12 protein-coding genes are annotated in these 12,736 nt (G+C 67.7%); 7 read left to right on the top strand and 5 right to left on the bottom strand.

The window, feature by feature from the left end; genetic code table 11:
• Positions 1–78: 78 nt before the first annotated feature.
• Positions 79–339: a hypothetical protein gene (locus KXJ60_RS06335; protein WP_291125313.1), complete on the top strand. Its 261-nt coding sequence runs from the start codon at positions 79–81 to the stop codon at positions 337–339.
• A gap of 19 nt (positions 340–358) precedes the next feature.
• Here KXJ60_RS06335 and KXJ60_RS06330 read toward each other — a convergent pair whose 3' ends face one another.
• From KXJ60_RS06330 to KXJ60_RS06320, 3 genes are all read right to left on the bottom strand, one after another.
• Positions 359–1,183: an ABC transporter permease gene (locus tag KXJ60_RS06330; RefSeq protein WP_291125310.1), complete on the bottom strand. Its 825-nt coding sequence runs from the start codon at positions 1,181–1,183 to the stop codon at positions 359–361.
• 11 nt (positions 1,184–1,194) lie between these two features.
• Entirely contained in the window at positions 1,195–2,214 is a 1,020-nt protein-coding gene (locus tag KXJ60_RS06325) for a glycosyltransferase family 61 protein (protein WP_291125307.1), read from the bottom strand.
• Positions 2,215–2,299: 85 nt separating this feature from the next.
• A complete protein-coding gene (locus KXJ60_RS06320) occupies positions 2,300–3,235 on the bottom strand; it encodes an ATP-binding cassette domain-containing protein (protein ID WP_291125304.1) in 936 nt (311 codons plus the stop codon).
• A 97-nt stretch (positions 3,236–3,332) separates the two neighbouring features.
• Between KXJ60_RS06320 and asd the strand changes: the two genes are divergently transcribed.
• From asd to KXJ60_RS06295, 5 genes are all read left to right on the top strand, one after another.
• Positions 3,333–4,184, top strand: a complete 852-nt coding sequence (asd, locus tag KXJ60_RS06315; RefSeq protein WP_291125301.1) for an archaetidylserine decarboxylase — start codon at positions 3,333–3,335, stop codon at positions 4,182–4,184.
• Between the two features lie 23 nt (positions 4,185–4,207).
• Positions 4,208–5,410, top strand: a complete 1,203-nt coding sequence (gene purT, locus KXJ60_RS06310) for a formate-dependent phosphoribosylglycinamide formyltransferase (RefSeq protein ID WP_291125298.1) — start codon at positions 4,208–4,210, stop codon at positions 5,408–5,410.
• Between the two features lie 117 nt (positions 5,411–5,527).
• On the top strand, positions 5,528–6,076 hold the full coding sequence (locus KXJ60_RS06305; RefSeq protein WP_291125295.1) for a DUF3455 domain-containing protein: 549 nt from the start codon (positions 5,528–5,530) through the stop codon (positions 6,074–6,076).
• 140 nt (positions 6,077–6,216) lie between these two features.
• A complete protein-coding gene (locus KXJ60_RS06300) occupies positions 6,217–6,777 on the top strand; it encodes a sigma-70 family RNA polymerase sigma factor (protein WP_291125436.1) in 561 nt (186 codons plus the stop codon).
• Positions 6,774–7,505, top strand: coding sequence for an anti-sigma factor (locus KXJ60_RS06295; protein ID WP_291125293.1), 732 nt, complete (start codon positions 6,774–6,776; stop codon positions 7,503–7,505). Before KXJ60_RS06300 ends, KXJ60_RS06295 begins: the two co-directional genes overlap by 4 nt.
• On the opposite strand, the gene KXJ60_RS06290 is transcribed toward KXJ60_RS06295, so the two are convergent.
• The gene (locus KXJ60_RS06290; RefSeq protein WP_291125291.1) at positions 7,492–9,765 is read right to left on the bottom strand and encodes a xanthine dehydrogenase family protein molybdopterin-binding subunit; all 2,274 of its coding nucleotides are present in this window, start codon (positions 9,763–9,765) and stop codon (positions 7,492–7,494) included. The two genes, KXJ60_RS06295 and KXJ60_RS06290, sit on opposite strands and share 14 nt — an antisense overlap.
• Positions 9,766–9,932: 167 nt before the next feature.
• Here KXJ60_RS06290 and KXJ60_RS06285 point away from each other — a divergent pair, with 167 nt between their 5' ends.
• Entirely contained in the window at positions 9,933–11,204 is a 1,272-nt protein-coding gene (locus KXJ60_RS06285; protein WP_291125289.1) for a serine protease, read from the top strand.
• Between the two features lie 17 nt (positions 11,205–11,221).
• On the opposite strand, the gene KXJ60_RS06280 is transcribed toward KXJ60_RS06285, so the two are convergent.
• The gene (locus KXJ60_RS06280; protein WP_291125287.1) at positions 11,222–12,730 is read right to left on the bottom strand and encodes an AMP nucleosidase; all 1,509 of its coding nucleotides are present in this window, start codon (positions 12,728–12,730) and stop codon (positions 11,222–11,224) included.
• Positions 12,731–12,736 lie beyond the last annotated feature (6 nt).

The following is a 12,736-nucleotide window of genomic DNA, read 5'->3' as shown; positions in this document are numbered from 1 at the left end:
TGCGGGGGGTGGTCGGTACAGTTTGTTTCATCGACAGCCCCTTTGTGACACCCCATACCACCCGTCAGGAACCCCGCCATGTCCACCACCGCCACCCGCCTCAACCCCTTCGTCCTCATGCTCGATCCGGAAGCCGTGATCAGCGCCATGGAATCCAGCGCCGACCTGCGCGGCATCCGCGGTCGCATCTGCCGCCCGCTGGACAAGCCCCTGATCCCCAAGGTGTACGACGCCGCCGCCCGCGCCTTTGACGCCGTGATCGAAGCCGAAGACTTCATGGACACCGGCAGCGAACTCTACTGCCAGGCCCAGCCTGCCCTGCAGGCCGCTGTGCACTGAGCTTCGCGACAGCGCCGGCTTACCCGGCGAAGCGCTTGCGGGTCAGTGCCAGGGCGAGCCAGAAGGCCGCCACGGTGTAGACCAGCAGCACCCCCGCATGCAACCAGGCCTGCGTGGGCCATTGGTCCATGAAGAGGGGCCGCACCAGTTCCACCGCGTTGGTCAGCGGCAGCCAGTCTGAAATGTGGCGCACCACCACCGGCAGTTGCTCCCGCGGAAAGAACACCCCCGACAGAAACATCATCGGGGTGAGGAACAAGGTGAAGTAGTAGGTGAAGAAGTCATAGCCCTTGGCCAGGGCATTGAACACCAGGGCAATGCACGAAAACGTGATGCCCACACCGAGCAGCACGGGCCACGCCAGCAGCAGTTTGGGTGAATGGCTGATGCCCAGCGCGAGCATCACGCCCAGAATGGCCGTCACGGTGAACAGCGCCTTGAAACCGGCCCACAGCATTTCGGCTAGCACCACGTCGTCCAGGCTCACCGGCGCGTTCATGATGCCGTCCCAGGTTTTCTGCACGTGCATGCGCGAGAAGGCGGAATACAGCGCTTCAAAGCTCGCCGCGTTCATCGCACTCATGCAGATGCTGCCGCTGGCCAGGAACAGGATGTAGGGCACGGCCACGCTGCCTTGTGGCGTGGTCATTTGTATCTGCCCCACCAGCGCGCCCATGCCGTAACCGAAAGCCACCAGCCACATCAGCGGCTCGGCAATGTTGCCCACCAGACTGGGAATGGCCAGCTTGCGCCACACCAGCAGGTTGCGCAGGAAGACGGGCCACCAGCGCAGGGAAAGGCGGGGTGCCGACCAGGGGGATGGGGCGAATGGAACGGTGTTCATGGCGTGACGTTTCAGTGAGGCAGAAGATCGAGCGTGCGAACCATGGCGTCCACATCGACAACATAGCCTTGGTCGGATCGGTCCACGACCAGCAGGCCGAAGTGAAGCCCCGCCGCGCTGGCATAGCCAAAATTGTTTGCGGTGAAACGGTCGGCGGGTACGAACGACAGGATGCTGCCACCGTAAGGCATTGAAAAGTACAGGTGGTTCATGTGGCTTCCGTCCATGCAGACCACCATCGGGGCGCCAGCAAGGTGCCTGAACATGGCCGCAGCCGACAGGCCCGCAATGTCCAGCACAAGAAAGCCCGCTTGCTCCAGGCGCTCGGTCACGGCGTCTTCGTTTGCGATGATTCTGGCGATGCCCGTGGCTCCCCGGCGCAGGTACACCGGTTGCGAGCGGGCCGGGGCGGGGCCGAAGGCGCGGGCGAGGCGCTCTCGCAGGCGTGCATAGCGCTGGCGTTTGGAGGAACCTTGCGAGAAATCCTGGAACACCGAGAGTTCGCGCACGTAAAGGTTGGGCGGTAGCGCAGGACTCAGGTCAAAGGCCTTTGCGTACGCCGCCGCATGTGGCCAGTCGGCACGAACGTCCAGCAGCAACGTATCGTGCGGCTGGGCGAGCAGAGCGGTGGTGCAGGCATCCTGAAGCCAGTGTCCAAAGTACTGATGGGCAGTGGCCGACATGCAATACGCCGCGTGGCCCACCGTTTCAATGGAGCCCGAAGGAATGCGGTAGCGGCCACCCTGGTCCTTGCAAATGCTGCCGCCGAGGTACTCCACTCCGTGGGGGTGGACCAGACAGTCGCGCAGGGTGTACCTGATCACGGCGGCGTGCGCCACCGGGTCCGTGGTGAGCCACCCCATTTCTTGCTCCAGTGTGCTCAATCCGGGAACACCGGCAGTGACGCGCTCCAGCTGGCCGGGCAGGTAAAACGCCGGTGCCAGCGGTTCTTGCTCTTGTGGCTGGATCACCTCCACATCGGTGGCCGCCTGCGCCCAGGTGCGCTGCTTGCGCAGCAGCTGCAAGCCCATGTTGTGAAGTGCCTTGTAGCGAAGTAGAGGTGGTGCGTTGGTCAATGCCGGTCGTCAAGTGATGAGATGAATCGGAACAGGGGGTCTAACCGTCTTCCCGGATTTGCCGGCCGGTGAGTTTGAGGAACAGGTCCTCCAGGTTGGCCGGACGGTGCAAGGTGCGCAGATGCGGGTGCGCGCCCAGTGCCTCCAAGAGCGGCATGGCTTGCGCGGTGTAGAAGAACACCGTCTCGCCGCTGACCTCCACGCGCGCGGCCAGTGCGCGGGTGGCGGCGTGTTCGCTGCCTTGCGCGAGGGCCAGCGCGCCTTGTCCATACACCTCCACCACGTCGGGTTCCAGATGCTGCGCGATCAGCTCGCGCGGACGGCCTTCGGCGATCTTGCGGCCGTGGTCGAGCACCAGCAGGCGAGAGCACAGGCGCTCGGCCTCGTCCATGAAGTGTGTGGTGAGCAGAATGCTCTTGCCCTGTTGCAGCAGCATCTGCAGCCGTTCCCACATCAGATGGCGCGCCTGTGGGTCCAGGCCGGTGGTGGGCTCATCCAGCATCAGCAGCCTGGGGTCGTTCACCAAGGCGCGCGCCAGCGAGAGGCGCCGCTTCATGCCGCCGGAGAGTTCGCCTGGCTTGGCCTGTGCCTTGTGCGACAGCGCGGCAAACTCCAGCAACCGCGGAATGCGCTCGCGCACGGTGGCCGCCGGCAGGCCGAAGTAGCGCCCGTACACCAGCAGGTTTTCGGCGCAGTCGAAGTCCGGGTCCAGGGTGTCCATCTGGCTGACCACGCCCAGCTGGGCCTTGATGGCCAGCGCATCGCGCGGCATGTGGTGGCCAAAGGCGGTGATGGTGCCCGCGTCCGGTGCGGTCAAGCCCAGACACATGCGGATGGTGGTGGTCTTGCCCGCGCCGTTGGGACCGATCACACCCAGGCACTCACCCGGGCCGATGGCAAAACTCAGGTCGTGCACCACGGTGCTTTCGCCGTAGCGTTTGACGAGGTGCCGGCATTCGAAGAGGGCGTCTTTCATGTGCCGGCATTGTGCCCGCTGACCCCAGGCGGGCGCAGGCCGGCCCCTACAATGCAGGGCTGCCCGCGAGGGTCTTGTCTCACTGCTGCGCCCACCCATGTCTTTTGCCGTTTCCCTGCAATACGTCTTCCCCAAACGCGCGCTCACGGTGTTTGGCGGCTGGGTGGCCAATGGCCGCTGGGGTGCCATCACGCAGTGGATCATTCGCCGCTTCATCCGCAAATACGGCGTGAACATGGCCGAGGCCGCGAACCCGGACCCGACCGCCTACGCCAGCTTCAACGAGTTCTTCACCCGGGCCCTGCGTGCCGATGCACGGCCGCTGGCCGATGCGGCGTTCGTCTGCCCGGTGGATGGCGCCATCAGCCAGTTCGGTGCCATCGCGCGCGACCAGATTTACCAGGCCAAGGGTCACACGTACAGCACGCGCGCGCTGGTGGGCGGTGACGCAGAGCTGGCCGCGCAGTTCGACGACGGCGCGTTCGCCACCATCTACCTCAGCCCGCGCGACTATCACCGCATTCACATGCCGGCAGCGGCCACGCTGCGCCGCATGATTCACGTACCGGGCGACCTGTTTTCGGTCAACCCGGCCACCGCGCAGGGCGTGCCCGGCCTCTTCGCGCGCAACGAGCGCGTGGTATGCGTGTTCGACATGCAGGTGGGCGAAGCCACCATTCCGTTCGTGCAGGTGCTGGTGGGTGCCACCATCGTCGGCAGCATGGCCACCACGTGGCACGGCGTGGTCAACCCGCCCCGGCCGGGCATGGTGCGCGAGTGGTCGTATGACGACGCACCGCTGCACCTGCAGCGCGGCGAAGAAATGGGCCGATTCCTGCTGGGCTCCACCGTGGTGCTGCTCTGGCCCCGCGACACGATCACTTTCCACCCCGACTGGGCCCCCGGCAACGCCGTGCGCCTGGGCGAGGCCATGGGCCAAGCCCTCTGACCCTTCATTCCTGGAACACCACCATGACCACGCTCGGCACACCCCTGTCTCCTTCGGCCACCAAGGTCATGCTGCTGGGCTCCGGCGAGCTCGGCAAGGAGGTGCTGATCGCCCTGCAGCGCCTCGGTGTCGAAACCATCGCGGTGGACCGCTACGAGAACGCGCCCGGCCAGCAGGTGGCGCACCACGCGCGCACCATCACCATGAGCGACCCGTCGCAGCTCAAGGCGCTCATCGAAGCCGAGCGTCCGCACCTCGTGGTGCCCGAAATCGAAGCCATCGCCACGCCCGTGCTGCAGGAACTCGAAGCCGCTGGTGTGGTGCGCGTGATTCCCACCGCCCGCGCCGCGCGCCTGACCATGGACCGCGAGGGCATTCGCCGCCTCGCTGCCGAAACGCTGGGACTGCCCACCAGCCCTTACAAATTCTGCGATTCCCTGCCAGAGCTGCAGGCCGCGATTGATGCCGGCATCGGCTACCCCTGCATCGTCAAGCCGGTGATGAGCAGCAGCGGCAAGGGCCAGAGCAAGATCGATGGACCTGCCGATGTGCAGAAGGCGTGGGACTACGCCATGTCGGGCGGGCGTGTCGGCCCGGGCCGCATCATCGTGGAAGGCTTCATCGATTTCGACTACGAAATCACCCAGCTCACCGTGCGCGCGCTCGGCGCCAACGGCGACATCGAAACGCATTTCTGCGACCCGATCGGCCATGTGCAGGTGAGCGGTGACTATGTGGAGAGCTGGCAGCCCCACCCCATGACGCCCAAGGCGCTGGCCGAGTCGCGCCGCATCGCCAAGGCGGTGACGGACGACCTGGGTGGCCAGGGGCTCTATGGCGTGGAGCTGTTCGTCAAGGGCGATCAGGTGTGGTTCAGCGAGGTGAGCCCGCGCCCGCACGACACCGGCATGGTGACCATGATCACCCAGTGGCAGAACGAGTTCGAGCTGCACGCGCGCGCCATTCTGGGCCTGCCGGTGTCGACCGCGCTCAAGAGCCCGGGCGCCAGCGCGGTGGTCTACGGCGGCGTGGAGGCCACGGGCATTGCGTTTGACGGGGTGGACGAGGCGCTGCGGGTGCCACAGACCGAGCTGCGCCTGTTCGGCAAGCCCGAGAGCTTCACCAAGCGCCGCATGGGCGTGGCGCTGGCGTTTGACGCCGACGTGGAAAAAGCCCGCACCCAGGCCAAGCTGGCGGCCTCGAAGGTGCGCCCGCGCAGGGGCTGAAAAAGTTTTTTGGTTTTTTTTGCATCGGGCTGCATCCAAAACCCGGGTTGGCGAGTAGTGGTAGCAGTGGCGCTGTTTTGCGTTGCTGTTCACAACCCACCATCGAGGAGTTTTCCCATGCTGTTCAAGTCCACCCTGGCCGCCGCTGCGGCGCTCGCCCTGTCCGCCTGCGCTTCCAACATGAGCGCGCCCGCCATGATGTTTTCGCAGGCCAGCCTGCCCGACGCCGTGAAGGTGCCGGCTGGCAACAAGGTCGCCCTGGAAACCGTGGGCGTGGGCCAGATCACCTACGAATGCAAGGTCAAGGCCAACATGCCCGGCCAGTTCGAATGGGTGTTCGGCGGCCCCGACGCCAAGCTGCTGGACCGCAGCGGCAAGCAAGTCGGCAAGTACTACGGCCCGCCCGCCACCTGGGAAGCCAACGACGGCTCCAAGTTCACCGCCACCCAGCTGGCTGTGGCGCCCAACGGCGCCGGCAACATTCCCCTGCAACTCGTGAAGGCCAACCCCGCCATGGGCATGGGCGCCATGAGCGGTGTGACCTACACCCAGCGCGTGGCCACCAAGGGCGGTGTGGCGCCAGCTTCGGCCTGCGGTGCAGCCAACGTGGGCGCCAAGGAAGTCGTGCAGTACCAGGCCGACTACATCTTCTACAAGGCCTCCTGAACGCGCATGGCCGCCGGGGCCCGCCTGGGCTTCGACGGCCTTGCCGGATCGGCTAGTATGGCCGGCAGCCCCGCGGCACGCTGCGCTCTCGCGCACCGTGCCGCGGTTCTTCCGCCCATCGAGCCCGACCGCCCTTGCGCCTGCCCGAACCCGACGCCTTTGACCACGATGCCGCCCTGGCCGCCTGCGCACGGGGCGATGCCGCGGCCCTGCGCCGCCTCTACGAACGCGAAGGCCGATATCTGTTGGGCGTGGCGCTGCGCATCGTGCGCGACCGCGCCACCGCCGAGGACGTGTTGCACGACGCTTTCATGAACATCTGGACCCGCGCCGCCACTTTCGATGCCAGCCGTGGTGCAGGCCGGGGGTGGATGTACGGCATCGTGCGCCACCGTGCGCTGGATGCGGTGCGCTCCGGTTCGCGCAACGTCTCGGCCGATGAAGACGAGATGGACGCACTGCAGGCCGACGATCCGCCTGCCGCCCCCGACATGGCCGAGGCCTTTGCCTTGCGCGCCGACCTGGGCCGCCTGGACGATTGCCTCGCACGGCTGGACACGCCCAAGCGCAACTGCGTGCTCTTCGCCTACCTCGACGGCTGCACCCACATGGAAATCGCCGAACGCCTGGGCGCACCGCTCGGCTCGGTCAAGGCCTGGATACGCCGGGGGCTGACCTCGCTGCGGGAGTGCCTGGCATGAGCCCGCGCGATCTCGACGACGAACTCGCCGCTGCCTACGTGCTCGGCACGCTCTCTGCCGCGGGCCGGCACGACGTGCAGGCGCGCCTGCCCACCGACGCGGCCCTGCGCGCGGCGGTCGATGGCTGGGAAGCCCGCTTGCTGCCCCTGACGGCATTGGCCGAGCCGGTGGAGCCATCGCCCGCGTTGTGGGCACGCATTGAAAACGCCATCGCGCCGGCCGTGGCCCCCGCGGCGGCGCCTGTGCGCAGACGCGCGCCTGTCCAAGCCAGCGCGTGGCAGACCTGGTGGAGCAGCCTGGGCTTCTGGCGCACGGTGGCCGCCACGGGTTTTGTGGCGGCGTCCGTCGTCGCGCTGCTCCCGGCCACGGGGCTCTTTGCGCCTGCGGCGCCGCAGTACATGGTGGTGCTGGTCGAGCCCAACGGCACAGCCCCGGGCTGGATCGTGCAGACCAGCGGCACCAACACCTTGCGCCTGGTGCCGCTGGGCACCACCGCCGTGCCCGAACAGCGTTCGCTGCAGTTCTGGACCAAGGCCGACACCTGGAACGCGCCGGTGTCGCTGGGCCTGGTGCAGCCCGGCCAGCCGCTGGAAGTGAAGCTCGACCAGTTGCCTCCGCTGGTGCCCAACCAGCTGTTCGAGATCACGCTGGAGCCCTACAACGGTTCGCCCACCGGGCGGCCCACCGGGCCCATTCTCTACATTGGTCGTTCGGTCAAGCTGACCTGAGCGGCAGGCTGCGCAACCGCTGGCCGTTGAGCGCAAACAGCGCGTTGGCCACGGCCGGCGCGATGGGCGGCACACCCGGCTCGCCCACGCCCTCGGGGTGAGCCTCGCTGGGCAGGATCAACACCTCGACCTCGGGCATCTCGTGGATGCGCAGCACGGGTTGATCGTTGAAGTTGCCGGGCTGCACCTGGCCGTTGACGATGTCCACCTGGCCGTGCAGCGCTGCCGACAGGCCAAACACGATCGCCCCCTCCATTTGCTGCTGGATGCCCGCCGGGTTCACGGCGGTGCCGCAGTCGATCGCGCACCACACGCGGTGCACGCGAACGGTCTTGTCGGCCGCCATCGACACCTCGGCCACCTGCGCCACCACCGAGCCAAACGACGCGTGCAGCGCCAGGCCTTTCGCCGTTTTCGCGCCATCGGGCGCGGGGGCGCCAGGCGTGCCCCAGCCAGCGGCTTTCGCGGCGGCCTGCAGCACCGCGAGGTGCCTCGGGTGGCGCTGCAGCAGCCGCTCGCGAAAAGCGAGCGGGTCGGTGCCGGCCGCATGGGCCACCTCGTCGACAAAGCTCTCCTTGAAGAACGCCTGGTGCGAATGGCCCACCGAGCGCCAGAAGCCCACCTGCAACGGCAGGTTGACCGCGGCGTGCGCAATGCGCGCGGCCGGCCATTCGTAGGGCTGGTCGTAGGCGCCTTCCGAGCTGGTCTTGTCCGGCCCGCCGCCGGGCAGGCCGAAGAGGCGCTCCAGGGCCTGCGGCACGATGGTCTGGCCCGCACTGGTGTTCTTCCAGGCCACGAGTTGCCCCTGCGCATCCAGCCCGGCCTTGAAGCGCGACACGCAAGCCGGGCGGTAGATGTCGTGGCGCATGTCCTGCTCGCGCGACCACAGCGTCTGCACCGGCGCGCCCGGCACCGCCTTGGCGATGGTGGCCGCTTGCGCGATGAAGTCCACCTCCAGCCGCCGCCCGAAGCCGCCGCCGAGCAACAGCACGTGCACCGTCACGGCATCGACAGGCAGGCCCAGCGCATCGGCAGCGGCCTTGCGGGCGAGCCCTGGCACCTGGGTCGACACCCACACCGTGGCGCGGTCGCCGTCGAAGCGCACCGTGCAATTCATCGGCTCCATCGTGGCGTGCGCGAGGTAGGGCGCGCGGTACTCGGCTTCGATGGCGCGCGCTGCCGTGGCCATGGCAGCGTCCACGTCGCCCTCGGTGAAGAAGGCGAATCCTTGTTCGGTGTCCAGCGTGCGCGAGAGCTGCGCCATGGCGTCGGCGCTGTTGAAGCTGGCCAGTTCGCCTGCGTCCCACTCGATCTTCAGGGCGTCGGCTGCCTGCCTGGCGCGCCAGCCCTGGTCGGCAATGACCGCCACGCCACCGGTGCCGCCTTGTCGCGGCTCGAACGCCACGACGGTGCGCACACCCGGCATGGCCTGTGCCGTGGCGGCGTCGAAGCGCACGACGCGCCCGCGCAGCGTCGGGCACATCCGCACGCTGGCGTGCAACAGGCCTTCGGGCCGGGCGTCGATGCCAAAGCGCGCGCCGCCGTCCACCTTGCTGGCGGATTCGATGCGGTTCGTGGCCTGCCCAATCAGCTTGAACTGCGCCGGCGTCTTCAGGGTAGGTGAGCGCGGCAGGCTTTGCCGGGCCGCCGCAGCCGCCAGGCTGCCGTAGCCGGCGCGCTGCCCGGCGGGCCCGATCACCTCGCCGTTGTCGGTGCGGCAGGCACTCAGGTCGGCGTTCCATTGCTGCGCGGCGGCGTTGAGCAGCATCTGCCGCGCCGAAGCGCCGGCCTCGCGCATGGGCAGCCACAGGTCTTTCACACTGGAAGAGCCGCCCGTCATCATCACGCCGATCTCGCGCATGGTCTTGGCTGTCATCCAGCGCGCCACGTCGAGCACGCGGCTGTCGGTGTCGGGGTGCACCGGCAGCCCGTCGACCACGGTGGCGATGTTGTTGTAGATCTTGTCGATGGGCGAGGCCTCGAAGCGCACACGCGACCAGTCGGCATCCAGCTCGTCGGCCAGCAGCATGCACAAGGAGGTCGCCACGCCCTGGCCCATCTCGCTCTTGGCCAGCATCACCGTGACGCTGCCATCGGCATCGATCTTCACCCAGCCATTGAGCGCCGATTCGTTGGCACCCACCGGCAGCGGCGCAGACGTGGTGAGCCGCTGGCGCGGTGGCATCACCGACCAGCCGAGCACCAGCGCACCGGTGGCGGCGAGGGTGCCGAGGATGAATTTGCGTCGGGTGGAGGCCATGGCACGGTGGGAAAAGTGGTGTCGGCGCAGCTTAACCGCGATGGGCGCCTGTGGGCACGCGCGTCTCGCGTGAGATTCGCCGCACCAGGCCCGGCTCGGTAGAAGTCCCAGCCGTTCATCTTGTTACAAGCAGGTACGATCCCGGCACCAAATCAAGGGAGACGGTGATGGAGAGCATGCGTGGGTTGCGAAGCTGGCTGGTGCTGGCCATCGGCGTCGTGGCGAGTGCGCCGGCGTGGTCGCTGGAGCCGGATGCGCTGTTTGCGAAGGTGGAGCCCAGCGTGTGGACGGTGATGGCCTCCGACGCGCAAGGGCGTGGTCAGATGCAGGGCAGCGCGGTGGTGGTCGGGCCGGGGCGGCTGGTGACCAACTGCCACGTGCTGGCGCGCATGACGCGCATCCAGGTGACAAAGGCCAACGTGAGCTACGGCGCCAGGCTGGAGTTTCCGGACCCGGAGAACGACCTGTGCCAGTTGCGGGTGGACAACTTTCAGGCGCCGGCGGTGGAGCTGGCGGCCAGTGAGGCGCTGCGGGTGGGGGCGCGGGTGTACGCCATTGGCACGCCGCAGGGGCTGGAGACCACGCTGAGCGATGGACTGTTGTCCGGGCTGCGGCGCAACGATGCTGGGCAGTTGATGTTTGTGCAGACCACGGCGCCGATCTCGCCCGGCTCCAGCGGGGGCGGGTTGTTTGACGCCGAAGGGCGCCTGGTCGGGATCACCTCGTTCACGCGGCGCGAGTCGCAGAACATCAACCTGGCGGTGCCGGCTTACCGGATCACCGAGCTGCCCGAGCGCGGGCGTGAGCTCCTGGCGCGGCGCGTTGCCTCCCCGAGCCCGGCCGAAGCGGCGCCAGGCACCGCCGCGGTGGCGGCGCCATTGACCGCGCAACGCAGGGCGGGCGACTGGTTTGAATACGTGATCACCGATGCACTGACCAAGCAGAAGACGCCGGTGAACCTGAAGGTGGATCGCGTCGAAGGGAACCGCGTGGTCTTCAACGGTGGCACCCGCGTGGAGGACCTCCATGGCAAGTTGCTGGAGGCCACTTCACAGGCGCTGGTCGAGCTCGACATGGTGACCCCGCCGGGCGGCTGGGCGCCGGACGGCCAGGTGATGAGTGGTGTGCGCCAGATCAATTTCACGACCAGCTGGCAAAGCCAGCCCGCCAATTACGACCTGCGAGCGGTGGCGTCACCCGAACAACCGCTGCGTGTGGGCGATGTCGAGTACAGCGCCGTGCGCATCGACCTGCGTGGCTGGCACGGCCGTCTCTTCGGCAACTTCATCACCAACGTGCCTTACCGCGCCACGGTCTGGTACGCGCCAGCACTCAAGCGGGTGGTTCGCTTCACGGTCGAGTTTCGGACCACCGCTGTGGCGGCCAGCGCCTCACAGACCAACGAAACGCTGGAGCTGGTGCGGGCCGGGCGGTCCTGACGCCCGGGCTGCCGCGCTTACTGAAACGCCACTTCCGCGAAGCTGCGCAGCTTGCGGCTGTGCAGCTGGTCGGGCCCGCCTTCGCGCAGGATGTCGATGGCGCGGATGCCGATGCGCAGGTGCTGGTCGACCCGCTCGCGGTAGAAGTGGTTGGCCATGCCGGGCAGCTTGATCTCGCCGTGCAGGGGCTTGTCGCTCACGCAGAGCAGGGTGCCGTAGGGCACGCGGAAGCGGAAACCGTTGGCGGCGATGGTGGCGGATTCCATGTCGAGCGCCACCGCGCGCGATTGTGAAAACCGGCGCTGCGGCATGTTGTCGGGCAGCAGTTCCCAGTTGCGGTTGTCGGTGCTGGCCACGGTGCCGGTGCGCATGATGCGCTTGAGCTCTTGCGGCGGCACGCCCGTGACGTCGGCCACAGCGCCTTCCAGGGCGAGCTGAATCTCGGCCAGTGCGGGGATCGGCACCCACAGCGGGAGCTCCTCGTCGAGCACATGGTCTTCGCGCACGTAGGCGTGGGCCAGCACGTAGTCGCCCAGCTGCTGGGTGGTGCGCAGGCCGGCGCAGTGGCCGAGCATGAGCCACGCATGCGGGCGCAGCACGGCAATGTGGTCGGTGATGGTCTTGGCGTTGGCCGGGCCGACGCCGATGTTGACCATGGTGATGCCGCTGCGGTCATGGCGCATGAGGTGGTAGCCCGGCATCTGGGGCAGGCGCGGCGGCGCGTTGCCGAGCTCGTCCCCTGGCTCGGCGGGCAGGCCGGTGCGGCGCATCACCACGTTGCCGGGTTCGATGAAGGCCACGTATTCGCTGTCGGGCTTGGCCATCTCGGCGTGGCCGAGTTTGATGAACTCGTCGATGTAGAACTGGTAGTTGGTGAACAGCACGAAGTTCTGGAACCACTCGGGCGCGGTGCCGGTGTAGTGGCGCAGGCGCTGCAGCGAGTAGTCGACCCGGGGCGCGGTGAACAGCGAGAGCGGGTGGGCTTCGCCGGCGCGCGGTTCGTGCGTGCCGTTGGCGATGCCGTCGTCCATGGCAGTGAGGTCGGGCAGGTCGAACACGTCGCGCATGAGGGCGCGGCGCATCACGTCCATGCTGCCTTCCACGTGGTCGTGTTCGGCAAACGAGAAGTGGATCGGGATGGGCTGCGTGCTGGTCCCCACCTCGAGTTCGCCGCCGTGGTTGGCCAGCAGCAGGCGGAACTGTTCGAGGTAGTAGTCGCTGTAGAGGTCCGGGCGCGTGAGCGTGGTCTCGTAGCGCCCGGGGCCGGCCACGAAGCCGTAGCTCAGGCGGCTCAGTGGCTGGCCCACTGCGCCCGACCCCTGGCGCAGCACGCTGTGCGTGTGCAGCCGCACATAGGGGTAGCACGCGCGCACATGCGTGTGGCCGAAGTCGCCGCCGGCAACGAAGTCGCGCATGGCCTGGCGCAGGAACTCCACGTTGTCCTGGTAGATGCGCTGCACCTGGGCGAGCGCCAGGGCAGGGTCTTTGAAAACGAGGGGGGCGGTGAAGGCGGGGGTTTTCTGCATGGCGCT

The sequence above is a fragment of the Hydrogenophaga sp. genome, from assembly GCF_019264445.1.
In the GTDB taxonomy this organism is placed as follows: Bacteria; Pseudomonadota; Gammaproteobacteria; order Burkholderiales; family Burkholderiaceae_C; genus Hydrogenophaga.
This window is presented reverse-complemented; position numbering and strand designations above follow the sequence as displayed.

Coding starts and splice junctions, on each gene's coding strand:
- asd (WP_291125301.1), top strand. CDS start 3,333: ATGTCTTTTGCCGTTTCCCTGCAATACGTCTTCCCCAAACGCGCGCTC.
- KXJ60_RS06285 (WP_291125289.1), top strand. CDS start 9,933: ATGGAGAGCATGCGTGGGTTGCGAAGCTGGCTGGTGCTGGCCATCGGC.
- purT (WP_291125298.1), top strand. CDS start 4,208: ATGACCACGCTCGGCACACCCCTGTCTCCTTCGGCCACCAAGGTCATG.
- KXJ60_RS06290 (WP_291125291.1), bottom strand. CDS start 9,765: ATGGCCTCCACCCGACGCAAATTCATCCTCGGCACCCTCGCCGCCACC.
- KXJ60_RS06320 (WP_291125304.1), bottom strand. CDS start 3,235: ATGAAAGACGCCCTCTTCGAATGCCGGCACCTCGTCAAACGCTACGGC.
- KXJ60_RS06335 (WP_291125313.1), top strand. CDS start 79: ATGTCCACCACCGCCACCCGCCTCAACCCCTTCGTCCTCATGCTCGAT.
- KXJ60_RS06295 (WP_291125293.1), top strand. CDS start 6,774: ATGAGCCCGCGCGATCTCGACGACGAACTCGCCGCTGCCTACGTGCTC.
- KXJ60_RS06305 (WP_291125295.1), top strand. CDS start 5,528: ATGCTGTTCAAGTCCACCCTGGCCGCCGCTGCGGCGCTCGCCCTGTCC.
- KXJ60_RS06325 (WP_291125307.1), bottom strand. CDS start 2,214: ATGGGCTTGCAGCTGCTGCGCAAGCAGCGCACCTGGGCGCAGGCGGCC.
- KXJ60_RS06330 (WP_291125310.1), bottom strand. CDS start 1,183: ATGAACACCGTTCCATTCGCCCCATCCCCCTGGTCGGCACCCCGCCTT.
- KXJ60_RS06280 (WP_291125287.1), bottom strand. CDS start 12,730: ATGCAGAAAACCCCCGCCTTCACCGCCCCCCTCGTTTTCAAAGACCCT.